This is a genomic window from Microbulbifer variabilis, from assembly GCF_052468405.1.
This window is the reverse complement of record NZ_CP174343.1, coordinates 2,557,251-2,580,309: the sequence shown is the minus strand read 5'-3', so window position 1 is coordinate 2,580,309 and position 23,059 is coordinate 2,557,251. Positions and strand designations below refer to the sequence as shown.

27 protein-coding genes and 4 tRNA genes are annotated in these 23,059 nt (G+C 49.6%); 18 read left to right on the top strand and 13 right to left on the bottom strand.

Annotated elements, in window-relative coordinates:
• Together ACJJJB_RS11890 and ACJJJB_RS11885 are read right to left on the bottom strand one after the other, a co-directional pair.
• Window positions 1-76: transfer RNA gene (locus tag ACJJJB_RS11890), tRNA-Asn, on the bottom strand.
• Between the two features lie 46 nt (window positions 77-122).
• Window positions 123-198, bottom strand: a tRNA-Asn gene (locus ACJJJB_RS11885).
• A 241-nt stretch (window positions 199-439) separates the two neighbouring features.
• Between ACJJJB_RS11885 and uvrB the strand changes: the two genes are divergently transcribed.
• The 11 genes from uvrB to ACJJJB_RS11830 all read left to right on the top strand — a co-directional run bounded on the left by uvrB (window position 440) and on the right by ACJJJB_RS11830 (window position 10,709).
• On the top strand, window positions 440-2,446 hold the full coding sequence (gene uvrB / locus ACJJJB_RS11880; protein WP_353376622.1) for an excinuclease ABC subunit UvrB: 2,007 nt from the start codon (window positions 440-442) through the stop codon (window positions 2,444-2,446).
• 161 nt (window positions 2,447-2,607) lie between these two features.
• Window positions 2,608-2,684, top strand: a tRNA-Val gene (locus ACJJJB_RS11875).
• 107 nt (window positions 2,685-2,791) lie between these two features.
• The gene (thrS, locus tag ACJJJB_RS11870; RefSeq protein WP_020413353.1) at window positions 2,792-4,720 is read left to right on the top strand and encodes a threonine--tRNA ligase; all 1,929 of its coding nucleotides are present in this window, start codon (window positions 2,792-2,794) and stop codon (window positions 4,718-4,720) included.
• 21 nt (window positions 4,721-4,741) lie between these two features.
• Window positions 4,742-5,287 carry a translation initiation factor IF-3 gene (infC, locus tag ACJJJB_RS11865; protein ID WP_083922723.1) on the top strand — a complete coding sequence of 182 codons (546 nt, stop codon included), beginning with the start codon at window positions 4,742-4,744 and terminating at the stop codon, window positions 5,285-5,287.
• Between the two features lie 147 nt (window positions 5,288-5,434).
• Window positions 5,435-5,629: a 50S ribosomal protein L35 gene (rpmI, locus tag ACJJJB_RS11860; RefSeq protein WP_020413351.1), complete on the top strand. Its 195-nt coding sequence runs from the start codon at window positions 5,435-5,437 to the stop codon at window positions 5,627-5,629.
• A gap of 36 nt (window positions 5,630-5,665) precedes the next feature.
• Window positions 5,666-6,025: a 50S ribosomal protein L20 gene (rplT, locus tag ACJJJB_RS11855; RefSeq protein ID WP_020413350.1), complete on the top strand. Its 360-nt coding sequence runs from the start codon at window positions 5,666-5,668 to the stop codon at window positions 6,023-6,025.
• A gap of 193 nt (window positions 6,026-6,218) precedes the next feature.
• Complete coding sequence (gene pheS, locus ACJJJB_RS11850) at window positions 6,219-7,232, top strand: phenylalanine--tRNA ligase subunit alpha (RefSeq protein ID WP_445364973.1); 1,014 nt, start codon at window positions 6,219-6,221, stop codon at window positions 7,230-7,232.
• A gap of 129 nt (window positions 7,233-7,361) precedes the next feature.
• Window positions 7,362-9,737 carry a phenylalanine--tRNA ligase subunit beta gene (pheT, locus tag ACJJJB_RS11845; protein ID WP_445364972.1) on the top strand — a complete coding sequence of 792 codons (2,376 nt, stop codon included), beginning with the start codon at window positions 7,362-7,364 and terminating at the stop codon, window positions 9,735-9,737.
• A 128-nt stretch (window positions 9,738-9,865) separates the two neighbouring features.
• The gene (gene ihfA / locus ACJJJB_RS11840; protein WP_020413347.1) at window positions 9,866-10,171 is read left to right on the top strand and encodes an integration host factor subunit alpha; all 306 of its coding nucleotides are present in this window, start codon (window positions 9,866-9,868) and stop codon (window positions 10,169-10,171) included.
• Window positions 10,152-10,520 (top strand): MerR family transcriptional regulator, encoded by a 369-nt coding sequence (locus ACJJJB_RS11835; RefSeq protein WP_020413346.1) that lies wholly within the window; start codon window positions 10,152-10,154, stop codon window positions 10,518-10,520. The genes ihfA and ACJJJB_RS11835 overlap by 20 nt, the downstream gene beginning before the upstream one ends.
• A 112-nt stretch (window positions 10,521-10,632) precedes the next feature.
• Window positions 10,633-10,709 (top strand) — tRNA-Pro (locus tag ACJJJB_RS11830).
• A gap of 99 nt (window positions 10,710-10,808) precedes the next feature.
• On the opposite strand, the gene ACJJJB_RS11825 is transcribed toward ACJJJB_RS11830, so the two are convergent.
• The 9 genes from ACJJJB_RS11825 to ACJJJB_RS11785 form a co-directional block, all read right to left on the bottom strand.
• Entirely contained in the window at window positions 10,809-12,026 is a 1,218-nt protein-coding gene (locus tag ACJJJB_RS11825) for a site-specific integrase (protein WP_445364971.1), read from the bottom strand.
• A 14-nt stretch (window positions 12,027-12,040) separates the two neighbouring features.
• A complete protein-coding gene (locus ACJJJB_RS11820; RefSeq protein ID WP_445364970.1) occupies window positions 12,041-12,295 on the bottom strand; it encodes a hypothetical protein in 255 nt (84 codons plus the stop codon).
• A gap of 21 nt (window positions 12,296-12,316) precedes the next feature.
• Window positions 12,317-12,577 carry a hypothetical protein gene (locus ACJJJB_RS11815; protein ID WP_445364969.1) on the bottom strand — a complete coding sequence of 87 codons (261 nt, stop codon included), beginning with the start codon at window positions 12,575-12,577 and terminating at the stop codon, window positions 12,317-12,319.
• A 44-nt stretch (window positions 12,578-12,621) separates the two neighbouring features.
• The gene (ssb, locus tag ACJJJB_RS11810) at window positions 12,622-13,071 is read right to left on the bottom strand and encodes a single-stranded DNA-binding protein (protein ID WP_445364968.1); all 450 of its coding nucleotides are present in this window, start codon (window positions 13,069-13,071) and stop codon (window positions 12,622-12,624) included.
• A gap of 51 nt (window positions 13,072-13,122) precedes the next feature.
• Window positions 13,123-13,623, bottom strand: a complete 501-nt coding sequence (locus ACJJJB_RS11805) for a siphovirus Gp157 family protein (protein ID WP_282952953.1) — start codon at window positions 13,621-13,623, stop codon at window positions 13,123-13,125.
• Complete coding sequence (locus tag ACJJJB_RS11800; RefSeq protein ID WP_445364967.1) at window positions 13,623-14,363, bottom strand: hypothetical protein; 741 nt, start codon at window positions 14,361-14,363, stop codon at window positions 13,623-13,625. The genes ACJJJB_RS11805 and ACJJJB_RS11800 overlap by 1 nt, the downstream gene beginning before the upstream one ends.
• A gap of 33 nt (window positions 14,364-14,396) precedes the next feature.
• Window positions 14,397-14,792 carry a hypothetical protein gene (locus ACJJJB_RS11795; RefSeq protein WP_444901218.1) on the bottom strand — a complete coding sequence of 132 codons (396 nt, stop codon included), beginning with the start codon at window positions 14,790-14,792 and terminating at the stop codon, window positions 14,397-14,399.
• 70 nt (window positions 14,793-14,862) lie between these two features.
• On the bottom strand, window positions 14,863-15,183 hold the full coding sequence (locus ACJJJB_RS11790) for a helix-turn-helix transcriptional regulator (protein WP_444901219.1): 321 nt from the start codon (window positions 15,181-15,183) through the stop codon (window positions 14,863-14,865).
• A 309-nt stretch (window positions 15,184-15,492) separates the two neighbouring features.
• Entirely contained in the window at window positions 15,493-15,930 is a 438-nt protein-coding gene (locus tag ACJJJB_RS11785; protein ID WP_444946428.1) for a hypothetical protein, read from the bottom strand.
• Window positions 15,931-16,087: 157 nt separating this feature from the next.
• Between ACJJJB_RS11785 and ACJJJB_RS11780 the strand changes: the two genes are divergently transcribed.
• The 7 genes from ACJJJB_RS11780 to ACJJJB_RS11750 all read left to right on the top strand — a co-directional run bounded on the left by ACJJJB_RS11780 (window position 16,088) and on the right by ACJJJB_RS11750 (window position 19,510).
• Window positions 16,088-16,288 carry a hypothetical protein gene (locus tag ACJJJB_RS11780; protein WP_444901221.1) on the top strand — a complete coding sequence of 67 codons (201 nt, stop codon included), beginning with the start codon at window positions 16,088-16,090 and terminating at the stop codon, window positions 16,286-16,288.
• Between the two features lie 370 nt (window positions 16,289-16,658).
• Window positions 16,659-16,868: a hypothetical protein gene (locus ACJJJB_RS11775; protein WP_444946429.1), complete on the top strand. Its 210-nt coding sequence runs from the start codon at window positions 16,659-16,661 to the stop codon at window positions 16,866-16,868.
• 2 nt (window positions 16,869-16,870) lie between these two features.
• Entirely contained in the window at window positions 16,871-17,584 is a 714-nt protein-coding gene (locus ACJJJB_RS11770; RefSeq protein WP_444941227.1) for a helix-turn-helix domain-containing protein, read from the top strand.
• Between the two features lie 27 nt (window positions 17,585-17,611).
• A complete protein-coding gene (locus ACJJJB_RS11765; protein WP_444946430.1) occupies window positions 17,612-17,857 on the top strand; it encodes a hypothetical protein in 246 nt (81 codons plus the stop codon).
• A gap of 17 nt (window positions 17,858-17,874) precedes the next feature.
• Window positions 17,875-18,345 carry a recombination protein NinB gene (locus ACJJJB_RS11760; RefSeq protein WP_444946431.1) on the top strand — a complete coding sequence of 157 codons (471 nt, stop codon included), beginning with the start codon at window positions 17,875-17,877 and terminating at the stop codon, window positions 18,343-18,345.
• Window positions 18,342-18,629: a nuclease domain-containing protein gene (locus tag ACJJJB_RS11755; protein ID WP_444946432.1), complete on the top strand. Its 288-nt coding sequence runs from the start codon at window positions 18,342-18,344 to the stop codon at window positions 18,627-18,629. The genes ACJJJB_RS11760 and ACJJJB_RS11755 overlap by 4 nt, the downstream gene beginning before the upstream one ends.
• A 215-nt stretch (window positions 18,630-18,844) precedes the next feature.
• On the top strand, window positions 18,845-19,510 hold the full coding sequence (locus tag ACJJJB_RS11750) for a hypothetical protein (RefSeq protein ID WP_444946433.1): 666 nt from the start codon (window positions 18,845-18,847) through the stop codon (window positions 19,508-19,510).
• Here ACJJJB_RS11750 and ACJJJB_RS11745 read toward each other — a convergent pair.
• Both ACJJJB_RS11745 and ACJJJB_RS11740 read right to left on the bottom strand, forming a co-directional pair.
• Entirely contained in the window at window positions 19,503-19,982 is a 480-nt protein-coding gene (locus ACJJJB_RS11745) for an ion channel (RefSeq protein WP_444946434.1), read from the bottom strand. The genes ACJJJB_RS11750 and ACJJJB_RS11745 overlap by 8 nt on opposite strands.
• Before the next feature lie 1,035 nt (window positions 19,983-21,017).
• On the bottom strand, window positions 21,018-22,733 hold the full coding sequence (locus tag ACJJJB_RS11740; protein WP_444946435.1) for a hypothetical protein: 1,716 nt from the start codon (window positions 22,731-22,733) through the stop codon (window positions 21,018-21,020).
• Between the last annotated feature and the right edge of the window lie 326 nt (window positions 22,734-23,059).

Genomic DNA, 23,059 nt, shown 5'->3' with positions numbered 1-23,059 from the left:
TGGCTCCGCCTGCTGGGCTCGAACCAGCGACCCAATGATTAACAGTCATTTGCTCTACCAACTGAGCTAAGGCGGAATTTAATCTAATTTGTATAGCGCAAATTAAGCTGCGCTTAGAAATTTGGCTCCGCCTGCTGGGCTCGAACCAGCGACCCAATGATTAACAGTCATTTGCTCTACCAACTGAGCTAAGGCGGAATTTCTTAACGGCTGTGCCGTCGAGATGGCGCGTATATTATAGAGCACTTTTGGGCAGGTCAACTCTTTTTTTCGATTTAACTAATTGATTTGTCAGGAAATTATTTGTTCGATTTGTACGCAAAAAGATATCGGGTAATAGCGGGAGAGGTGAGGTGTGACAGGTCTTTCGGGTTTGTGGGGTCTTTGAGGAGGGCCTACAATCGCATTCTGTTTTTTGGATTGATGGTTGGGTGAGTGTATGGAGTCGCGTCCGTTCAAGGTAGAGAGTAGCTACAGCCCGGCCGGCGATCAGCCGGTGGCAATTGAGCAGTTGGCAGAAGGGATTAATGATGGCCTTAGCCATCAGACATTGCTGGGGGTCACTGGGTCGGGCAAGACTTTCACTATGGCCAACATTATTGAGCGCCTGCAGCGTCCGGCGATAGTGATGGCTCACAACAAGACGCTGGCTGCCCAGCTTTACGGTGAGTTCAAAGAGTTCTTCCCCAAGAATGCTGTAGAGTACTTCGTCTCCTACTATGACTACTATCAGCCCGAAGCTTACGTGCCATCCTCGGATACGTTTATAGAGAAGGATGCGTCAGTAAACGAGCATATTGAGCAGATGCGCCTTTCCGCCACCAAAGCCCTGATTGAGCGGCGAGACGTGGTAGTGGTTGCTACAGTGTCAGCTATTTATGGTTTGGGAGACCCGGATAAGTACCTCAAGATGGTACTGCACCTGGATCGTGGTGACCTGGTCGATCAACGTACAATTCTGCGCCGACTGGCGGAGCTGCAATACACTCGTAACGATGCCGACTTCCGCCGTGCGACCTACCGTGTACGCGGCGATATCATCGATATCTACCCGGCAGATTCCGATATGGAAGCGGTGCGCCTCTCCTTGTTTGATGAGGAGATTGAAGATATTACCCTGTTTGACCCCCTTACTGGTGAACAGCTCAAGAAGGTTCCCCGGGTCACTATCTTCCCGAAGTCTCACTATGTAACCCCTCGGGAAACCATCGTCAGTGCTATTGATCACATCAAGGAAGAGCTGCGGGTGCGCCTTGATCAGTTGCGCGGTAACAATAAATTACTGGAAGCCCAGCGGCTGGATCAGCGCACCCGGTATGACCTGGAGATGATGCAGGAGCTGGGTTACTGCAATGGCGTAGAGAACTATTCCCGCTACCTGTCCGGGCGTGATGCCGGCCAGCCGCCACCCACATTGTTTGATTATTTGCCCCATGATTCCCTGCTGTTTATTGATGAAAGCCATGTAACCGTCCCGCAGATTGGCGGCATGTACCGGGGGGATCGCTCGCGTAAAGAGACCCTGGTGGAATACGGTTTCCGCCTCCCCTCCGCCCTGGATAACCGCCCCCTGAAGTTTGAAGAGTGGGAGCACCTGGCTCCGCAGACGGTATTTGTCTCGGCGACACCGGGGCCCTACGAGGGTGATCACGCAGGGCAGGTGGTCGAGCAGGTAGTGCGGCCAACCGGGCTTGTTGACCCAGAGGTGGAGATTCGCCCGGCCCAAACCCAGGTGGATGATGCCCTGTCAGAGATTCACCGCTGCGCAGATGCAGACCAGCGAGTCCTTATTACCGTGCTGACCAAGCGAATGGCCGAGGATTTGACTGAGTATCTGGCTGAGAATGGGGTGCGTGTACGCTACCTGCATTCTGATATTGATACCGTAGAGCGGGTAGAGATTATTCGGGATCTTCGTATCGGTGAATTTGATGTATTGGTGGGTATTAACCTTCTGCGAGAAGGTCTGGATATGCCTGAAGTAGCGCTGGTAGCCATCTTTGATGCAGATAAGGAAGGCTTTCTGCGTTCAGATCGCTCGTTGATCCAGACTATTGGCCGCGCGGCGCGTAACCTTGAGGGGCGGGCTATTCTATATGCGGATAAGGTGACAGGCTCTATGGAGCGGGCTCTTGAGGAGACCCGCCGCCGCCGTGAGAAGCAGCTCGCCTTTAACCAAGAGCATGGCATTACCCCCAAAGGGATTCGCAAAAGTGTGGCGGACATTCTTGAAGGAGCTGTGGCGCCCGGCGTACCGAAAAGCAAGCGTAAGGTGGCCGAAGGGAAGGGTGCTTATAAAGTTGATGCCAAGCCGTTGTCTGACAAGCAGCGCTGGGCGCGAATCAGTGAGCTTGAAGAGCAGATGTACGAGCACGCCAAGAACCTGGAGTTTGAATCCGCAGCCAAATTGCGCGATGAGATCTCCCGTCTGAAGGAGGCGGAATAGGTGAATGCCGGGCTGTATTCTGCAATCGGCTCAGCCCGATTTGCAGGGTTCACGGCCTTAATTTTAATCACACAAAAGTTCAGTAAGTTGTTGAAAACACTGAAAAGCGGTGCTAAAGTTCGCGCTCTTCGCAGCACTGGGTTCCCCCGCTGCAGAGTTTTAGACCCGTAGCTCAGTTGGTTAGAGCGCTGCCTTGACATGGCAGAGGTCAGCGGTTCAAATCCGCTCGGGTCTACCATCTATAAAGGATGGCTGGCCCATCCGGATCAATAGTTCCATGAACGATTTCATGGATAGTTTCATGCGGTCTTTGGTAGGGATCGCCACTGAGAGAAAGGACATACAATGCTCGTTGTTACTCTCCCCGACGGTTCCCGTCGAGAATTTTCCGCCCCGGTTTCCGTACACGATGTTGCTGCAGATATCGGTCCAGGTTTGGCCAAAGCTGCACTTGCCGGTGTAGTTGACGGCAAAGAAGTTGATACCAGCTACATCATCGATCGCGATGTAAATCTGGCTATCATCACAGATCGTCAGCCGGAAGGCCTGGAAGTGATCCGTCACTCCGCCGCACACCTGCTGGCACAGGCAGTAAAGCAGTTGTACCCCACTGCCCAGGTCACTATTGGCCCGGTTATTGAAGATGGGTTCTACTACGACTTCGCCTACGAGCGTCAGTTTACGCCAGAGGATCTCGAGAAGATCGAAGAGCGAATGGAAGTGCTGGTCAAGGAAAATATTCCGGTTACCCGCCGCTTGATGCCCCGTAAAGAAGCGGTGAAATATTTCCGCGATATGGGCGAAGAGTACAAGGCTGAGATTATCGACAGCATTCCCAGCGATGAAGATATCTCTTTATATCGCCAGGGTGATTTCGAAGATCTGTGTCGCGGACCACACGTGCCCTCCACTGGAAGGCTGAAAGCCTTCAAATTAACCAAAGTGGCCGGTGCCTACTGGCGCGGTGACTCCAACAATGAAATGTTGACCCGTGTTTACGGCACCGCCTGGGCCAACAAAAAAGAATTGAAGGCTTACCTGCGTCGTATTGAAGAGGCAGAGAAGCGCGACCACCGCAAGCTGGCCAAGAAATATGACCTCTTCCATATCCAGGAAGAGGCACCCGGCATGGTGTTCTGGCATCCGAACGGCTGGACTATTTACAGCACTATCGAGCAATACATGCGTCGTCGCCAGCGCGAATTCGGCTACAAAGAAATCAAAACCCCGCAGCTGGTGGATTTCAGCCTGTGGCGCAAGTCCGGTCATGCGGACAAATTTGCCGATGACATGTTCACCCTCACCAGTGAGGAGCGTCAGTTCGCCATCAAACCGATGAACTGCCCCTGTCATGTACAGGTGTTCAATCAGGGCTTGCGCAGCTATCGCGACCTGCCGCTGCGCCTGGCGGAGTTTGGTTCCTGTCACCGCAGCGAGCCTTCCGGCTCCCTGCATGGCCTGATGCGCGTGCGCGGTTTTGTACAGGATGATGGCCATATCTTCTGTAGTGAAGATCAGATCCAGTCAGAGGTTTCTGACTTTATGGATCTGCTGCACTCCGTGTACAAAGACTTCGGCTTTAATGATGTTATTTACCGTCTCTCCACTCGCCCGGAGAAGCGTGTAGGTTCCGATGAAAGCTGGGATAAGGCAGAGAAAGCCCTGGCCGATGCGCTGGATGCCGCGGGCCTGCCCTGGGAAGAGCTGCCGGGTGAAGGCGCCTTCTACGGACCCAAGATTGAATTCTCCCTGAAAGACTGTCTCGGCCGTGTATGGCAGTGCGGCACCATTCAGGTGGACTTCTCTATGCCGGGGCGTCTGGATGCACAATATGTTGCTGAAGATGGCTCGCGCCAGTCGCCGGTAATGTTGCACCGCGCAGCCCTGGGTTCCTTCGAGCGCTTTATCGGAATTCTGATTGAACACTACGAAGGTGCATTCCCCACCTGGCTGGCACCGCAGCAGGTGGCGATCATGAATATCACCGATCGCCAGGCTGATTATTGTCGCGATTTGCAAGCCCGCCTGAGTGAGCAGCAATACCGCGCCACAGCTGACTTGAGAAACGAGAAGATCGGCTTTAAAATCCGCGAGCACACGCTTCAGCGTGTTCCTTATCTGCTGGTGATCGGCGATAAGGAAGTGGAAAGTCAGACTGTGGCTGTTCGCACCCGTAGCGGTGAAGATCTGGGAACCATGACGTATGAGTCATTCCTTGAGATCCTTGAGCAGGACGTTAGTCGTCGCGGCCGTTTGACAGAAGATAATGCATAACAACTTGGCAACTGGGAGACCATAGCTATTAAACGAGACACTAAGGGACGGTCCAAAAAGGCCCGCATAAATGATCAGATTGAAGCGTCAGAACTCCGCCTGATAGGTGCTGATGGCGAGCAGGTGGGCATTGTCTCCCTGGAGGAGGCGCTCGAGGCTGCGCAACAGGCCAGCCTGGATCTCGTTGAAATTGCCCCGGACTCCACGCCGATAGTCTGTAAGATCATGGACTATGGCAAGCACGTATTCGAGGCCAAGAAAGCCAAGAATGCCGCCAAGAAGAAACAGAAGCAGCAACAGATCAAGGAAATGAAATTCCGCCCGGGCACCGATATCGGTGACTACCAGATCAAGCTGCGCAATCTCGTCCGCTTCCTGGAAGCGGGTGACAAAGCCAAAGTATCCCTGCGCTTCCGTGGCCGTGAAATGGCCCACCAGGAGCTGGGTATGGAAATGATGCAGCGCATCGAGAAGGACCTGGAAGAGCTGGCCATTGTAGAGCAGCGACCCAAAATGGAAGGTCGCCAGATGCTGATGGTTCTTGCTCCTAGCAAAAAGAAAAAGTGAGGTTTGGGGAAGTCATTCCCGGGGTCTCCTTTTGAGAAGTGGTTGGGCGACGGCTGCCTCCCCACTCTCGCAGTGCCGGTAACTTCGGTTATCGGCAGTTACTAAAGGTGCCTGTTTTACAGGCGATTATTCACTTTGGAGTACAAAATGCCGAAAGCAAAGACTCATAGTGGCGCTGCCAAGCGCTTCAAGAAGACGGCTGCGGGCTACAAGCACAAGCACGCTAACAAGAGCCACATCCTCACCAAGATGACCACCAAGCGTAAGCGTCAGCTGCGTGGCACCCAGACTATGAACAAGTCTGATGCCGGTCTGGTCGATCGTATGTTGCGCGCCAAGTAATTGGTCCAAATCGCAAAGGTTTAAGAGGATAGAAGTATGGCCCGTGTTAAACGTGGTGTAGAGGCGCGTCGTCGTCACAAGAAGATTCTGAAGCAGGCTAAAGGTTACTACGGTGCGCGTTCTCGCGTATTCCGCGTTGCCAAGCAGGCAGTTATTAAAGCTGGTCAGTATGCATACCGTGACCGTCGCGTTAAGAAGCGTAACTTCCGCGCTCTGTGGATTACCCGTATTAACGCCCAGTCCCGTGCAGAAGGCCTGAGCTACAGCCGCCTGATCGCAGGTCTGAAGAAAGCGGACATCGCACTGGATCGCCGTGTACTGGCTGATCTGGCTGTTTACGATAAAGCCGCTTTTGCTGCCGTAGTTGAAAAAGCTAAGGCAGCCCTGGCAGCGTAAGCTGTCACTTCAGTTGTAAAACTGAATACTTAAAATAGGGAAGGGCTGTAGCGGCCCTTCCCTATTTTTTTATGGGGTTTCCGCTATTTTTTACCGGTGGCGGTACCTGGGGTAGACCCCTCCGGTGCAGAGAGCACCGGCCGAACAAAGCAGAAAAAATTAATCGAAGTTGGATTCAAACGGGAACAGTTCGATGCAAGATTTGCAGTCCCTCACCGAGCAGGCAATGGAGCTGGTGGAGAAGGCCGACGGCCTCGCCGCACTGGATCAGGTGCGTGTTGATTACCTGGGCAAAAAGGGCCAGCTGACGGCACTGCTGAAAGGCCTGGGTAAGCTGTCTGCTGAGGAGCGCCCGGCGGCGGGTGCCAAGATCAACGAAGCCAAGCAGCAGGTTCAGGAAAAAGTTAACGCGCGGCGCAATAGGCTGGAACAAGAGGCCATCAATGCCAAGCTGGCGGAAGAGACCATAGATGTCACCCTGCCGGGGCGCGGTGAAGAGCAGGGCAATGCTCACCCGATTACCCGCACCTTAAAGCGCGTAGAAGAATTCTTTGCCGGTATCGGATTTTCTGTTGAGAACGGCCCGGAGGTCGAACAGGACTACTACAACTTCGAAGCACTGAATATTCCCGCGCACCACCCAGCGCGCGCGATGCACGACACTTTTTATGTGGACCCCACCACCGTACTGAGAACCCACACCTCCTCAGTGCAGATCCGCACCATGGAGAAAAAGTCTCCGCCGCTGCGTATTATCTGCCCGGGCCGCGTATACCGCTGTGATTCCGATGTCACCCACTCGCCCATGTTCCACCAGGTGGAAGGCCTGGTAATCGGCGAGAACATCAGCTTCGCCCACTTGAAAGGCACCATCGACCAGTTCCTGCGCGCCTTCTTCGAAGCGGAAGTACCGGTGCGTTTCCGTCCGTCTTACTTCCCGTTCACCGAGCCTTCTGCAGAAGCGGATATCCAATGTACCGCCTGTGGTGGTGAAGGTTGCCGTGTGTGTTCCGGCACTGGCTGGCTGGAAATTCTCGGCTGCGGCATGGTGCACCCGAACGTCTTTGCCGCCTGTGATATCGACAGTGAAAAATACTCCGGCTTTGCCTTCGGTATTGGTATCGAGCGCCTCGCCATGCTGCGCTACGGCGTTAACGACCTGCGCTTGTTCTTCGATAACGATCTGCGCTTCTTGAAACAGTTCTAAGCCAAGTGAGAGCGCGAATGGCTCAGGCTGTTCGCAGCAGCAATCGAATTGTGGAGGCCTGAGCGGCGAAAAGGCCCCAGGCAAAATGCGCACAGAGCTGCGCTGACGGAATACAGAAAGAGATCAACTATGAAAATCAGCAACTCCTGGTTGCGGGAATGGGTAAACCCGGAACTCACCACTCAGGAACTGGCCGATCAAATCACCATGGCCGGCCTGGAAGTGGATGGCATAGAAAAAGTAGCGGGTGATTTTTCCGGAGTGGTGGTGGGTGAGATTATCGCCTGTGAACAACACCCCGATGCAGATAAACTGCGCGTGTGTAAAGTAGCCGGTCACCCTGAAGGTGAAATGCAAGTGGTGTGCGGTGCTCCCAACGCGCGTGTGGGTATCAAAATTCCTTTTGCCCTGGTAGGCGCCAAGCTGCCGGGCGATTTTAAAATCAAGAAAGCCAAGCTGCGCGGTGTAGAGAGCTTTGGCATGCTCTGCGCACAGACTGAACTGGAACTGGGCGAAGACAACGACGGTATCTGGGAGCTGCCGGAAGACGCCCCCACCGGCACCGACCTGCGTGAATACCTGCAGCTGGACGACGAGACCATCGAAGTGGATCTCACCCCGAACCGTTCCGACTGTCTCGGTGTTGCCGGTATTGCCCGCGAAGTGGGCGTGCTGAACCGCTGCGCCGTTCAGGGCCCTGAAATTGCCCCGGTACCCCAGCAGATTGAAGAAAGCCTGCCGGTATCCCTGCTGGCGGAATCTGCCTGCCCACGCTATGTAGGCCGGATAATTCGCAATATTGATATCAAAGCCCAGACGCCCCTGTGGATGCAGGAGCGCCTGCGCCGCAGCGGCCTGCGCAGCATCGACCCGGTAGTGGATGTCACCAACTACGTCCTGCTGGAACTCGGCCAACCCATGCACGCCTTTGACTTGGAAAAGCTCTCCGGCGGTATCAAAGTGCTTATGGCTGAGCACGGTGAAGAACTGACCCTGCTGGATGGCCAGGAAGTAAAACTGCAGGAAGGCACCCTGGTTATTGCCGACGAAGAAAAGCCTTTGGCCATGGCCGGTATTATGGGCGGCCTGGATTCCTCTGTTACCGAAGGTACCCAGCACATCTTCCTGGAGAGCGCCTTCTTCAATCCGCTGGCGATTGCCGGCAAGGCCCGCTCCTACGGCCTGCACACGGATTCCTCCCACCGCTTTGAGCGCGGCGTGGACTACCACCTGCAAGAGAAAGCGGTTGAGCGCGCTACCCAGCTGCTGCTGGATATCGTCGGCGGCGAGCCCGGCCCAGTACATCTGCGCGAGCTGACTGAAACCATGCCCGCCGAGCGTCATATCACCCTGCGCCGCGCGCGGGTAGAGCAGGGCCTGGGTATTCAGCTGGCCGATGACGAAATCGTCGATATCCTCACCCGTCTGGGACTGGAAAAGATCGATCAGAATGATGAAGGCTGGACCTTCCTCGCACCCAGCTTCCGTTTCGATATCGCCATAGAAGCAGACCTGCTGGAAGAGCTGGCGCGTGTGTACGGCTACAACCGTATCCCCAGCGAAAGCTTTACCGCTGAACTGGAAATTGCCCCGCGCCCAGAGAGCATGGTTGCCCAGGACAACCTCGAGCAAACCCTGCTGAGCCGCGGCTACTACGAAGCGATCACCTTCAGCTTTATCGATAGCGACAACGCCGCCCTGTTTGATCCGGAAGCCGACCCGGTGGCCCTGCAAAACCCGATCAGTGCCGAACTGGCGGTTATGCGTACCACCTTGCTGCCAGGCCTCTGTAAAGCACTGCAATATAACCTCAACCGCCAGCAGAATCGTGTGCGCCTGTTTGAAACCGGCCTGCGTTTTGTACCTGGTGCCGAGCTGCACCAGGAGCAGATGATCGCGGGCCTGGCTTATGGCAACCGTTACGCAGAGAACTGGACGGGCAGTAAAGACAGTGTGGACTTCTACGATGTGAAAGCTGATGTGGAAGCCCTGCTGGCACGTACTGGCGCCGCCAATGAGTTCCGCTTTGTTGCCGGCCAGCACCCCGCACTGCACCCAGGCCAAACCGCCAAGATCATGCGTGGCGACCGCGAAGTAGGGGTTATTGGCGCTCTGCACCCTCAGCTGCAGAAGAAGCTGGATCTGTCCAAGCCCGCCTTCGTATTTGAGTTGAGCCTGGAAGCGATAGGAGAGGGCAAAGTGCCTGCATTCCGCCCGCTATCCAAGTTCCCGGAAGTGCGCCGCGACCTGGCTTTATTGATCGATGCCGATGTTCCTGCCGCCAGCTTGGTGGAAACCGCCGTCGAAGTAGCCGGCGAAACCTTGACCGACCTCAAAATATTTGATGTCTACCAGGGCAAAGGCATTGATTTAAATAGAAAAAGTGTCGCTTTGGGGTTGACCTTTCAGCATTCGTCGCGCACCCTTAATGACGACGAAATCAATGCCGCTATAGATGCGGTGGTCGGTAAACTAGAAGAAAAATATAACGCTAGTCTGCGCTAGCAGGGCATGATGCTCTCGGGTGCAGGCTGAATTGCACCCCGAGAGCGTCTGCTACCGGGTTGAAGCCGCCGCGGTTTGGGCCGCTTCCGATCTGGAGTCGACGCCTCTGAATCAATTGGTAGGATCCAATGACAGAGGCACTGACCAAGGCCGGGCTCGCCGAGAAACTGTACGAAGAGCTGGGCTTTAACAAGCGCGAAGCGAAAGAGATCGTCGAGTACTTCTTCGAGGAAATCCGCAATGCGCTGGAAAATAACGAGCAGGTCAAGCTCTCGGGCTTTGGCAATTTCGACCTGCGCGACAAAAGCCAGCGGCCAGGCCGTAACCCGAAAACCGGCGAAGAAATTCCCATCTCAGCCCGCAGGGTAGTTACCTTCAAACCAGGGCAAAAACTCAAGGCACGAGTAGAAGAATATGCTGGAACCGAGCAATAACGCTCAGCTACCTGCAATTCCTGGAAAGCGCTATTTCACCATTGGAGAGGTGAGTGAATTATGCGCCGTTAAACCCCATGTCCTGCGTTACTGGGAACAGGAATTCCCTCAGCTGAAGCCTGTAAAGCGCCGTGGTAATCGCCGTTATTACCAACATCAGGATGTCATCATGATCCGCCAGATTCGTGCGCTCCTGTACGAAGAGGGCTATACCATTGGAGGGGCCCGCCTGCAGATAGAGACCGGCAGCGAGCGGGCAGAGGTGGTACAACTACAGCAGGTACTGCCAGAAGTGATTGCAGAACTCAAAGATGTGGTGGCCCTGCTGGAAGGGGAAAATAATTTCTAAAATCACTAATCCGGGCTTGCAATCCACTGCTAGTCCGGTATGATTCACGCCACATCGGAACACGATGTCTTTAAAAATCAATCACTTAGCGAAGTGAGCGATTTTTCAAAATCGGAGCGTAGCGCAGCCTGGTAGCGCACCACACTGGGGGTGTGGTGGTCGTCGGTTCAAATCCGGCCGCTCCGACCATCTTTCTTTATATCTCATGCGGCTTTCAGCCACTTTTCCCGATTGAGCGTACAAAAACCAATTCTCAAGCGTACAAAAACCCCGTACAAAAACTCTCAATCACTTCCGCATCAGTAATTTCGGGTCGATGCTGATACCCACTTCTTTGTATTCCCGCTCATGCCCTCCGAGATAAAACTTCTCAGTAATTTCTGCATCCGTATGGGCGCATATTTCGGCAATCTCTTCCGGGCTGTGACCGGATTTCTTAAGCAGGTGAGAGGCTAGGGCGCGCACCTCGTGAAATGTCGGCCTGGCGCTGCTGGGTAAGTCCTGGCGAACCTCTGCGGCGTCTCGTGCATCTTTAAATTGGTTTGATAGCCTTGCTGGCATCAATCTACACCAATGCTCATCTTGCTTTGCTCGGGGTTGTCTTTTCTTTGGTTGATATGAAACCGCAAAAGGGCATCGATAATTTTGCAGGGAGAGCTGTCGGGCTTGGTTAATTACTTGGCGTAATCCAGGGTGATGATTGTAAGACCAGCGCAGATATGTAGCTCTTTCTTCGCCGCGTTGATTAATTGATTTCTCTACCCCTTTATCAATCCCTGCATCGGTTACATGCTTGTCCAGCCGTAAGCTGCACACATCACCGCGGCGCATAGTTGTAAGCAGTGATAAATCCATAGCAATTTGCAGACCTGTATAACCCAGCTCGCCAGCTGCGTCGTGTATGCGCCAGAAATCTTGCAGGGTAAGCCGTTGACGTACTTTTTCCGGTCGTTGCCTTGGAATTAATTTAGGGGCTTCGTCACTGGTGTTAAATGGATTAAATGTAAGTTTTGGAACCGAGCCCTCCAGCATTAAATAATTAATAAAGCTGCGCAGGGCAGCACGGCTATTTCGTTGGGGATGATAATCTTGCGATTCCCACCAGTCGCGAACCATTGTCAGCGTTAGCTCATGCGGCATAGGGTTTTTAAGCTGTTCGCACATACGCTCAACATAGCGGCGCTTTTGGCTCCAGCGTGCAACTGTGGCCTGTTTGGGGTGGTTTAGTTCCATCCAGGCAACCCAGTCGCTGTAGCGGTCCAGCAGGCTTCCTGCTCGCGCAGTCCAAACGGTATCCGTTGTTGCTGGCTGACGCTCATAGAGGTCGCGCTGCCGGTTGGCCTGCTTTGCCTGACGAATCGCTTCGGCGGTGGTGCCGTGGAATGTGAGGCTGGAACCATCAGGGCGAATATAGCGCCAATAGTTTGCCCGCTTTTTGGGGTCGGTATAGAGGTTTTCTGGCAACTCCAGACCGTCCACATACCTAGGTTTCCTTGGTCTAGCCATTATTTTCTTCCGTGTTATCTGCGCGCTAGTAGCGGTGAGATTGGTTCAGCTTCTACTGCCGTACGCTCTTCCGTGCGTATTGTGTAAGGGTCATGAAACCCATTTCGGTAAATATATAATCTATCACCTAACCAGCGGCCGGATACCTCTCCAGCAGAAACCCACTTAATAACGGTTTCACGTGCAGGCTGAGTGCCGGCGAAACTTTCCCGCACCCAATCCTTCCAGTACATGAGTTGATTATTACTGTGGGTAGTGCGCTGTTGCATATCAAATCCCTTCGATTTCTTTTACGCCGCATATGGGTAAATCAAAACACCATTTATTTTTATTTCTTCTGGCGCCTTAATATCCTTTGCTGCAGCTTTGTTTTCTGTCTGCCTGCGCAGCTGTGCAATTACCGCGCGCTCAACTTGAAGAAATTTATCCTTACGGATTGCTACTTGTATTGGCTTGCGACTTTTAAGTTGCTCAAATGTAAAAATAAAATTATTTACCTCTTTGATAACTTTACTCGCCTGTATATTAAGAGGCAGTTTTGAAATCTCCATGTGACCCCCGTTAGGGGCCCTTCACTAGCGGCCCAGGTTGGTGGTTAGAATCGTGGTGGCTCACCATGCCGCTGGCTGAAGTCACTTGCTCCGCCCATAGCGTTGTGTGCGCACTGATTCTGCCGGTGCCCTTGGCCTTGCTGTGGGCTGTCCTGCTGTCCGTCCAGCATTTGCATTTCTGCCGCGACAATCTCGGTGGTGTAGCGGTCCTGGCCTGTGTTCTTGTCCTGCCACTTTCGCGTGCGAAGTGAGCCTTCGATATAAACTTTTGAACCTTTACGCAGGTATTCCCCGGCTATTTCTGCAAGACGATTAAAGAACACCACGCGGTGCCACTCGGTGCGCTCCTGCTGCTGGCCGGTCTGCTTATCCTTCCAGCTTTCGCTAGTAGCTAGACTAACTTTGGTTACAGCTCCACCGCTGGGCGCATACATAGTTTCTGGGTCACTACCCAGGTTGCCGATAAGAATTACTTTGTTGATTCCTCTAGCCATGATTGGCTCCTTCAAAAAAGCGCCCTGTACTAGCGGCGCAAGACCCACGCGCTAACGTATTTGTAAGGCAGGTCTGGCTTCGGCCAACCGTGCCCCTGGAATTTCCTGGCCTTTTTTCAGGGCGGCCAATATGGCTTTCTTGTCGGGTGTGAATGTGTTTTTCACGGTGACGAATTCACCGGGTAGGGCATCTTCATTCTCAATTTCAGCCTTAGGTGCGGCCTTCTTGAGAGAGATCGTGAACACCGGGCATTCAATTTTCTTGATTCCGCATTCCTGCATATTGAAGCTGAGATATTCGGTGATTGAATTGCGGCGGTTTTGCAGAGCTTTTTTCTTGGCTTGTAACCGCTTAATTTCATCATCAAGCCCCTTTTCGAAGGGGGTGAAGTTCATGAGGAGATTTCCTATCTGGATAGCCTTCTCATTGAATTCAAGTTCGATACCTTCCAGAGTGTCGGCAATGTCTGCCGGCGTCATGTCGTTATCTTCGGCTAGTTGCTTCAGCTCGCGGGCTTGGTCGGTGATTTCATAGAGTTTTAAGGCGGTCATTATGCAGCTCCTTTGAGGCTTTCCTTTTGTGCTTCGTAGGTTTGGGTGAGAGCGGTAATTCCTTTTTTGGCGACATCAGTGAGGTGTGGCATATTTCCTTGCCGCTCAAGGTGTTTGATTGAGGTTTTGAATATTCCGGCGGCCTCATGAAGACGACGAGAGCTTTTCAGTGTTTCCAGGTGTTTCTGGACGTACTCGGTAAGCTCTTTGGTTTGCTTGTCTCGCGCAGAGTCTTTGTCTTCTGCTTTGTCGATTTGGCTTTCTAACTGACGCTCCTGGCGGTATTCGGGGTCATCCCATTCGCCGCTATAAATATCTGCGGAGAATCCGAGGAAGGAGAAGCATTTTTTGAGGGCGTCAGAAAGGGACTTTTTAGCTGCCTCTTTATCTTCGACAAAATACTTATTTTTATGTGACCAATAGATACGAGGTGTATGGCCGTAGTTTTCTACATGACCGCGCACTCCATCGATCATGTACCAGAGACGCAGCCTGATTGTGTGGGTGAGGTTATGGCCAATTTCCTGACCCTCTACAAATATTGGCGCGCCTTTATCATCACGCTCTTCGACAATTTCATAACCCCAGCCAATACCAATTGGCCCCCATATTTCGGTAGCTTTTTCAACCATGGCTATATGGTTGATGCTGGCAGTTTTGCGGCCTTCTAGCGTTGACTCTTTTACAAAGCGAGCGTCAGTTTTCTTTACTCGCTGCCAGATGCTTAGATTCTCAGACATTTTGCTCACTCCTTTGATTAGAGAGGGGAGGGCTTAAAAGCCTTCCCGCTCGTCGAGGTATCCAGTGTTGCGAGCTGCAATTTCTAAATCTTCGCGACACCCTTTAGCCATTTGTATTGCGTATTGCTTGGCCAGCCTTTTAATCTCAACTCCCGCAGCGCAACCATCCTCTTCAGCGAGCTTGAAGATTTTTCCAAGCTCATCTTCTCCAAGTTCGTCGTTCGCTATTTCGGTAAACCGGCTATGGCAGTTGGCTTCGGCTCTAGATAGGCGGCCATCTTTTGTGAGGATACGGCGCAGGAAAAAATCGGCAGCTAGGTTCTCTGTCTTGGCTTTTTGAATTGCCCCTTCATCTGGCAGAGAGTCTTGCTGACGCTCATAACTTCTGAGAGAGTCTTCGGCGGGGGTGGTTGAGCTGGCTGTGTACATTTCCTTGTCCTCATGTAGCGTCTGAGATAAATGTATCACAATGATAAAGTCATGCAACATTAAAGATAAATTATTTTATCTTTCTGGCGTGTAACTTCTTGAGTATTAACGTTGAAATTTCTGGCGCTGCTCGCCCGATAGCCAATGAAAGAGCTTCCTCATCCGAGGTGTCCACATCTGAATGTATGCCGAGGATATCGTTAGGTGTTATAGAGAACTCACGGTAAAGCGTGGAAAACTGCTGAAATGTAAGTGAGTTTTTCTTTCCTCTTTCAAGGTCCCTGATAGCGCCGCGCTCCAGTCCTAGGAGCTTGCCTAGTCTTTCCTGGCTCATTTTCTTTGACTTTCTGGCTCGGTGAATCACCTGGCCGGGTGTGAGGTTTTGCGTCATCCGGGATACAATATTTAGCGGATTTGCGGGATTTATCACGCATAAGTTATCAAAATGATTGATTATGCCTCCTTTTCGATTTTATTTCGGGTGTTAATCTCTTCAGGTCACACGGGGACCTATGGACGGGAGGCAACGTGAGTCGTCTATTCAGGGAGCTGCGAGAGCAGAAGAGGGGCGATAGTTTAATTGTGATTGATGCAATCAAGGAGGGGTTAAGGTGGGCCGGATATCAGTGTGGCGATTGCATCAAATTTCGTAGTTGCACCAAGGTGGCTCAGGAGGAGTTCTGCTTGGATTGGGAGTTCTCTACTCCCCTCGATAAACCATGCGAATCGCAAAAGTCGGGTCCATAACCTCTGTGGACTGGGATTGCTCTGTATAAGCGTAAACAGTGGTGATTGCTCTGGCTCTAGCCTCTACCGGCATACTCTTAATGCCTAGTTCAGTTACCTTCTCCTCTACAGCTGTGATGCAATCGACAAGTAAATCGAGGTTAATGCCTTTGTTTGTAGTTACGGCATCCCCAGTCTCTCTATGTATTACATCAAGCCAACCTTTTTCACGACCACAGGTAGATTCGATTCGCCTAGCGACTGTAGAGCCAATACTGCGGCGGGGATTGGGGCCGATTAGCTGGGAAAGCTGGGAGGGCTGCATATCTAATGCCACAGCGAATTCCTTGAGACTATTGAACTCTTTGGAGAGCTGTCGGGTATTCTCAAGCCTGATATTGCTAACTTCCATTCGTGCGCGCCTGTAGACCATTTTTATTTGCTCACATCATTTTGATAAACCCAGGAAGCCCAATCAATTGGCCAGAATGATTCATTGTGGCGCACTTTACCACAAGTCTAGTTTATCAAAGATTGCTTAAAATGTATCAATAAGATACATTTTAAGCATGACACCAATCGAATTCCTGACACCAATGAGCCAAAGAGAACGTGCAAGCTTCGCAGAGAAGATAGGCACGACACTTGGCTACCTGAACCTAGTTCGAGGCGGGCACCGTCGTCTGGGACCAAGTCTTGCCAAAAGGTTTGTATCCGCAAGTGGCGGGCAGGTGAGTCGCCCCGAGGCGCGGCCAGACCTCTGGCAGTAGGACTGATTGGCTTCACTAACAACCGAAGAGCTAAAAGCAACTTTTCAAACCAAGGATGATTCAGGTAACAGCAATGGAGACGAGTTTAAGGAAATGCAATTTAAGGATTAAGCAGTCTGACTTCGACCAGCTTAAGTCCAGAGCTATGGAATTGGGCATAGGCCATGAACAGTTACTGAGAATCATGATTGAAGCCTGCCTTCCAGTTTATACAGCTCAGACTCCCACAGACTTAAAAGAAGCCCTAACGGGTATGGCGGTCCTCTCCAAAGTCCGCGCGTTCTAAATAGATTTAGATTTCTCAGCCGTAGAAGTACCGATAAAAAACAAAAGCGGTGCAACTTTCAAGAGCAAAATAAAGGGGCAATTTATGTCTAATAAAACTCCTAATGCGCTAACTCTAAATGAGCCGCGTATAACAATTCCTGCCCAACCCCCGAAAAATTACAGTGAATTACAAACAGACGAAAAGCGACGCCAGCAGATGGCTGGCTTATGTAGCGATATTGTCGATTCACTTTGTGAGCCTCAGAGAGTCTCAGAGGCTCCCTCTAACTTTATTGAAGTAAAGGGGGGTTAACTGTGAGCGCTGAGGCCACCTTTTGGGCATGGCAGCAGGGCGTGAAGTCTACGCACAAGTTAGTGCTGCTATCTCTTGCCAATTGCCACAATGAAGCAAATGGACAGTGTAATCCATCTATTGCGTACATTGCTCAAGCTACAGGTCTCAACCGTAAAACCGTAATTTCTGCAATGGAACAGTTGGAAGAATCTAGCCTGATTATTCGCCTCAAATCGAGCGGCTCCAGCAATCAATTCACTTTGAATTTTGGCCAAATCACCAGTACCAAAAACGGTACTAGTCCCAAAAACGGACCAGGCCCAAAAACGGACAAAACCAGTACCAAAAACGGGACTGGACCAGTACCAAAAACGGACCACGAATCTAAAAAGAATCTAAAAGAACCTAAAAATATTAATAGGGGATTAGATTTTTCATCTTGGCCAACTGAGCCTGGGAAGGAAGTTCTGGAGGACTGGAAAAAAGTTCGCAAGGCGCCGCTCACTCAAACCGCTGTCAACCAGATTGCTAAGCAGTTTCACCTAGCCAGCCAACACGGCTACAGCGTTGACCACTGTCTTGCCATTTGCTGTGAGCGAGGTTGGCGAGGATTCCAATTCCAGTGGCTGCTAAATCACGAGAACCAAGGACAGCAGCCGCACGCTCAATCCATGCAGCAGGGGCGGACCCGAGACCGATCTGTGACCGAAATACTCACTGATACCAACTGGTAAACCTAGAACCATCAAGGAGTGATACCCATGACCGTAGCCACCATTCCAGAAGCCCTTCAGCGAATCTCAACCACTGAGCCTTGTAGCCCGCTAGCAGTATTCCGCACTAAGCGAGATGACCAAGTAGATGTGATGTTTGCAAACACCATCCGCACCCAGCAGCGCATCGAGTGGGGCGATATCAACTACCTGGGTAGCTTTCACAAGGACTGCTTGCCCGAGGCTCGGCAACGGCTTCGGGATTATTTTGAGAGCATGCAAGAAGTCGCGTAAGGCTTAGGTATCTAGCTATGCAAGGGCAATATTGGGTCGTTCGCACAGAAGAGCAGAAGGCGCACATGTTTGGTGAGCTGGCAAACATTCAGCCGAACAAAGAAAAGCCGATGGCTGTTCAAGTTCAGCAATTCAAACCAAAGAGAACCGACTTGCAAAATAGATTCCTCAATGGGTGGATCTATAAAAACATTGCTCAGCAGCTTGAGGATGCGGGAATTGTTATCTCCTGCGATGACGGGACAGAAATTCCATACACCCGGGATGTTCTCCACAAGTGGGTTTTCGGTAAGAAGTTTCGAGTAATACGGGAGTACCAAATCAAGGGGCGGACCTTCTATGAGTTTGAGAGCACTGCCACCATGAATCGGGCTCGGTTCTCTGAGTATGTCGAGCAAGTGCGCGGGTTTGTTTACCAGTACTGGAATATCACCATTCCTGACCCCGTTAGCGGCTACTTCAAAACTCTTATGGAGGAGCTGCGGTGACAAAGTTGCGCAAATCAGCGCGCGGTGAGGAATGCACCTTAAGGTTGTTTCCTCACTGCAACAGCAACCCTGAAACCGTAGTGCTTTGCCACCTGCCCAGCAATGCAGGTCTAGCCCGCAAGTCTCCTGATTGGTGGGGTGTATACGGCTGTAGCAGTTGCCATGACGTTATTGATGGGCGGAGCAAGACGGACATCTCAAAGGCTGAGGTGGAGCGTAGCAAGCTAAGAGCGCTATACGAAACCCAAAGCAAGATGCGGGAAAAGGGATTGATAAAGGAGTAACCAATGCCTAGCTGGGGAAATACCGAACTAACTCGCAACCAGCAGAGCGCCCTGTTTGAGCCGTCACCATGCGATGGATGCAAGCAAAGGCGAAAGTGTGCCGTTGAAGAGCTTGCTTGTAGTGATTACCTACGCTGGCAAGACACAGGGAAGGTGAGGTATCGAGATAGAGAACCCACATCAAAGATATTCCGAAAAATCTTCAAGGTGAAGCAATGAATTTTCACTCAGCTCGACAGGCTTGGCATGATGCGTTCGATACAGCCACTCAGCAATCTGATTATGCGGCAATGTTGGCTGGGCAGACGGTGCGGAGTCGGGGACCGAAGCATTACATTGATGAGATTCGGGATGAGAATGGAAAAGTCACCGCTCGATTGGCAGGTCAGACTGTTTATGCAACTGAAACTAGAGTGGGGAAGGGTAGTAGCGGTCGAGTAATGGATGCCTATGAAAAGGGTTTGGTGCAGCATGCTATAGCCAAATTGAGAGAAACTGATGAGCTTGCATATTGTTGGGGAATGGCTGCTTATGCACCGCCGGGGAATCGGTATCGGGAGCGGGCCTATCTTCTGAATTATATGATGAAGCGATTTTATAGCTGGGGTGAGCCTCATGACCCGTTGAAAGTTGGTCAGTTGGCTTTCTTTTGTATTCATTCTTTTGCACTTCGAGATGTAACTGGAAAGCGAGCCAATCTTCGTCAAACCAGACAGTTGCTGCGATGTGATAAATATGAGTGGGACCAGTATTGGCGTAAATTATATGCTCGCTTGGGAAGGTTATTAGATTTTCTTCCTGAGCGTGCGCTACTACAAATAAGTCAAGCTCTCAGTGAGCACCGAGAAAGGATGTCTAACATCTTTTTAGAGGTTAATTAGTATTCTTATCTTGTGAATTTGGGTTTTTGTATTCTCTATTACTGAACTGAGATACGATATTTGACACTAGAGCTGGAACTACCGCCAACAAGAATAGAACTTGGCATGTTATTTGTGTGATGACAATTAATCTTGCATGTTCATTTTTTGGAATGAAATCACCATATCCTAGTGTTGTAAAAGTTACGAAGCTAAAGTATGCGGCGTTAACCGGGCTGGAAACTACTTTATCGTAGCAATCATTACTTACGATGCTGCCTGTTACTAAATATATAATGGCAAAAGCTATTATAATTTCAATGATGTTAATCATTGCGCTAAGAAAACTTCTGCGGATTGAGGCTAATTTCCATGTTTTCTGTTGACTATCGACCAAAAGAATGCACATCTGATAGGAAATAATATCTGCAATACGGTAAGTAGCTAAGAGAGTAGACGTATAAGGAAAAATTTGGGCAAGCGACAGGGTCATTAGTAACACCATGAGCCACCCAATAAGGTATAAATCGATAAGAAATATGCTGGTGAACCCTTTGGCTTTAAGAGTGCAACCAAATTAGAGGCCGATAAGCATCGAGCTAAAAGGATAGAGGGGAATAAAAGCTTCTCAAGAAAGCTATGTATCTTTGGGTCACCTTCAGGGTATTCATCTTTCCAGATTTTTATAAGCACGAGGATATTTTGATAATAACAGCGCTTTATACCCTCAACAAACCTCTCTTTTATGTTTCTAGCTAGGCTGGATAGTTTGTTGTAAATGGATTTTGTTAGGAGCTTTAAAGAGTTTTTCATGAGATGTTTAATATATTTTTCACTTGAAATTTAAATGTGTAAGCTGATCCTTGAAAATTGGCCAAATGAGCTTGATTAAACCTTCTCTTAGTTCGTTTTCTGGGTCGGAGTGAATTATAGTGGCTGGTGAGCAGATTCATTGTGTAGTCCGGTTACTTGTTGCCGTTGTCCTGGTTGGCAGATATGACGTTTTTTTATATTGGATCTGATAGGGGTTGCATTAATACAATTTTCCAGGTCTTCATTAACATTTACAAAGGAAGCCCCTCTGTTATTAGGGTGTTTATGGAGTGGTTAAAGGGTGTGTTTCAACAATATTTGAATCAGTTTTCATGGTGTGATTTGCCGTTTTCCAATTGCTTAATATATTTTAATTGCTGTTTTCATTCAAAAATATAATTTTCGTCTTTGTGGGTGATACAGTTATATTGAAGGTAAATAAGAGTGGGTACAACTCTTGACTTTCTTTATGTCAGAACTGTATAAAACCCCCATGCTGGGATAGATATGCAGATCCATGACAAACCTTTTTAAATCAATCAATTTTAACTCTCATAGACTCTGGTAATAGCTTATATGCTCGGTGGTGGCTGTAGGCTGGTGGGTTTTGGGCTCAATGCTAAAAGTTTAGTTGGGAAGCCGCCTTTTTTTCAGGCGGCTTTAAGTGTCAATCGTGAAACAATTATTAAATCAAAATGTATTTATTTTAGACTCGTTATGGGCAGTTTGGTAGCAACTCTGAGCTGCTACTTGCTTCAGAGTTTGCGGCACAGCATTGTGGAGTTGAGATCATTGGTTCAGATATTTCCATGGTGTAATCTTTTAGAGATACACTTGTATATAAAATCATCCGATGCTCATTATTTTTGTGTGTGTACTTTTCGATCTCGCTTTTGATTATTGAATTTATCTTATTGTTGCTTTCAAATTGACCATCATCAATTATTTGAAATATGTCAATTTTTCCTGATTGATTTACTTCTGCGCGGAACCAAAAGTTATGTTTGCCATAATCAATGTTGTCACCAAGGTCTATTTTTATTTCTGGAATTTTGTAATGTGGGATTTCATTCTGATTGTGAACGCCCTCTGCGGTCTCAATAATAAGAATTTTGCCTGATTTAACTTTAATTCCTCGAAAGTTCTCCTGGTTTGATTTCACAAAATTTGAAAATTCCTGTGAGGAGGAACTCGCTACCTGAAAGCCAGCTTTGTTACTATTAATAATGGCCCACTCATCTAAAAATATAGATCTATCATCTCTTTTCTCGAAACGCCTAAGATCGTAGTCTAGTTCGATAAACTTTGAGTCCGCTCCGCCCCCCCAAACTATTGTTTGAGTTGACGATATTGCAAGACAACAGGGAGGCGGAGGCGGGGGCGGTACGGCCGAGCATCCATTACAATTTTGATTGCCCCATAGATAGTCGTCATCTGCCTCCCAATACTCATCAGAACAAATAGAGCCAGTTGCCCATGTGCATCCGCCATGTTGTGAGCAGCAATAATCATGGTCAGCACAGTCTTGTGAATATGTTCCTTTCCCTGAATTATCTGATCCGCACTTTTCTCCGCATCGACCGGGGCAATTCTTTTCTATATTGCAGCCAAGATGGGAAGTAAAGCTTTGAAAGTTATGTAAATCACATGCATCATGAGAACTTTGTTTGAGTTGATAAGTGCAAGTCATATAAAGGATCCCGTCCTCATCTCCAATGTTAATGCATTCGGGTACTGGGGGAGGATTGCACGGAAGTAAAGGGTCAGAGCAGTCCCCAAGCATTCCTCGAATTTTATGACTTTCAGTTGATGAGTTATTTTGTGCTCTTGGCAAAATAATTGATCTGTTATTGGAGTCAGGTTCACCTTTTTTGGGTTTATCTGTTGAGTCAATAGTATGGGTTACCATGCCTGCTGGCATTCCAGCGATCCAGTTGACTATCCTGTATGACATAGATTTGTAAGGGTTTTCGGATTCGCTCCATTTTTTTTCTGTCATTTTCGTAATCATGGCGAAAAGAAGTATTTTTCCTTCGACTCCTAGTTTTGAGCCATATCCTGAAATTATATACTTAGTGTTTTTGGGGTCTAGTTCGATATTGTAGTTAGCGTTAGCAGCCCGGATAGTTATGGTTAGGAAGTTTGGATTACTTTTGGATTTTTCCGTAATAATTAATGCTGACATACCGTCAACGGATAAATCTGCCCTTATATATTCGCTAGATTTTTCAACTTGAAACTTTGATCTATTTGCGAGCTGAGCAATGTCGGATTGGGAAATGTCTGAGTTGACTATTGAGCGATCAGAGATGGATTTTAGAGAATTGTAATCAGAACTCTCCAGTACATTGTTTGTATTTTCATTGGCGATGGTGCTACTTAAAAAAATTAAATTAAGTATTGACGTTAAAATTATCGAGTAGGCCTTCATTGGTCCTCTCCATTTTTTGAGTAAGCGGTATTATTGGGATTAGTTCTGTTTTAGTTAATTATGTCAAGCTATAAAATTAAACTGGCAGTTTAATAATTAACAAAAATTAATGCAGCGCCATGCCATATAGGAGGGGTGGAAACCCTTGACTTTCTCTGTGTCAGAACTGTATAAAAACCCCATGCTGGGATAGATATGCAGATCCCTAGCGAGACACCCCAAGGCCCGCTCAACGTGGGCTTTTTGTGTCCAAAATTCGAGGGTTGAAAATGGCTGCAGGTTCTCAGCTCCCGCACTCTTTAAATATAAGTAAGCACTGATACAGG

Bases quoted from the DNA above. Each gene is read 5' to 3' on its own strand.
- uvrB (WP_353376622.1), top strand. From the start codon at position 440: ATGGAGTCGCGTCCGTTCAAGGTAGAGAGTAGCTACAGCCCGGCCGGC.
- thrS (WP_020413353.1), top strand. From the start codon at position 2,792: ATGCTCGTTGTTACTCTCCCCGACGGTTCCCGTCGAGAATTTTCCGCC.
- rpmI (WP_020413351.1), top strand. From the start codon at position 5,435: ATGCCGAAAGCAAAGACTCATAGTGGCGCTGCCAAGCGCTTCAAGAAG.
- rplT (WP_020413350.1), top strand. From the start codon at position 5,666: ATGGCCCGTGTTAAACGTGGTGTAGAGGCGCGTCGTCGTCACAAGAAG.
- pheS (WP_445364973.1), top strand. From the start codon at position 6,219: ATGCAAGATTTGCAGTCCCTCACCGAGCAGGCAATGGAGCTGGTGGAG.
- pheT (WP_445364972.1), top strand. From the start codon at position 7,362: ATGAAAATCAGCAACTCCTGGTTGCGGGAATGGGTAAACCCGGAACTC.
- ihfA (WP_020413347.1), top strand. From the start codon at position 9,866: ATGACAGAGGCACTGACCAAGGCCGGGCTCGCCGAGAAACTGTACGAA.
- ACJJJB_RS11835 (WP_020413346.1), top strand. From the start codon at position 10,152: ATGCTGGAACCGAGCAATAACGCTCAGCTACCTGCAATTCCTGGAAAG.
- ACJJJB_RS11825 (WP_445364971.1), bottom strand. From the start codon at position 12,026: ATGGCTAGACCAAGGAAACCTAGGTATGTGGACGGTCTGGAGTTGCCA.
- ACJJJB_RS11820 (WP_445364970.1), bottom strand. From the start codon at position 12,295: ATGCAACAGCGCACTACCCACAGTAATAATCAACTCATGTACTGGAAG.
- ACJJJB_RS11815 (WP_445364969.1), bottom strand. From the start codon at position 12,577: ATGGAGATTTCAAAACTGCCTCTTAATATACAGGCGAGTAAAGTTATC.
- ssb (WP_445364968.1), bottom strand. From the start codon at position 13,071: ATGGCTAGAGGAATCAACAAAGTAATTCTTATCGGCAACCTGGGTAGT.
- ACJJJB_RS11805 (WP_282952953.1), bottom strand. From the start codon at position 13,623: ATGACCGCCTTAAAACTCTATGAAATCACCGACCAAGCCCGCGAGCTG.
- ACJJJB_RS11800 (WP_445364967.1), bottom strand. From the start codon at position 14,363: ATGTCTGAGAATCTAAGCATCTGGCAGCGAGTAAAGAAAACTGACGCT.
- ACJJJB_RS11795 (WP_444901218.1), bottom strand. From the start codon at position 14,792: ATGTACACAGCCAGCTCAACCACCCCCGCCGAAGACTCTCTCAGAAGT.
- ACJJJB_RS11790 (WP_444901219.1), bottom strand. From the start codon at position 15,183: ATGACGCAAAACCTCACACCCGGCCAGGTGATTCACCGAGCCAGAAAG.
- ACJJJB_RS11785 (WP_444946428.1), bottom strand. From the start codon at position 15,930: ATGGAAGTTAGCAATATCAGGCTTGAGAATACCCGACAGCTCTCCAAA.
- ACJJJB_RS11780 (WP_444901221.1), top strand. From the start codon at position 16,088: ATGACACCAATCGAATTCCTGACACCAATGAGCCAAAGAGAACGTGCA.
- ACJJJB_RS11775 (WP_444946429.1), top strand. From the start codon at position 16,659: ATGTCTAATAAAACTCCTAATGCGCTAACTCTAAATGAGCCGCGTATA.
- ACJJJB_RS11765 (WP_444946430.1), top strand. From the start codon at position 17,612: ATGACCGTAGCCACCATTCCAGAAGCCCTTCAGCGAATCTCAACCACT.
- ACJJJB_RS11760 (WP_444946431.1), top strand. From the start codon at position 17,875: ATGCAAGGGCAATATTGGGTCGTTCGCACAGAAGAGCAGAAGGCGCAC.
- ACJJJB_RS11750 (WP_444946433.1), top strand. From the start codon at position 18,845: ATGAATTTTCACTCAGCTCGACAGGCTTGGCATGATGCGTTCGATACA.
- ACJJJB_RS11745 (WP_444946434.1), bottom strand. From the start codon at position 19,982: ATGACCCTGTCGCTTGCCCAAATTTTTCCTTATACGTCTACTCTCTTA.
- ACJJJB_RS11740 (WP_444946435.1), bottom strand. From the start codon at position 22,733: ATGAAGGCCTACTCGATAATTTTAACGTCAATACTTAATTTAATTTTT.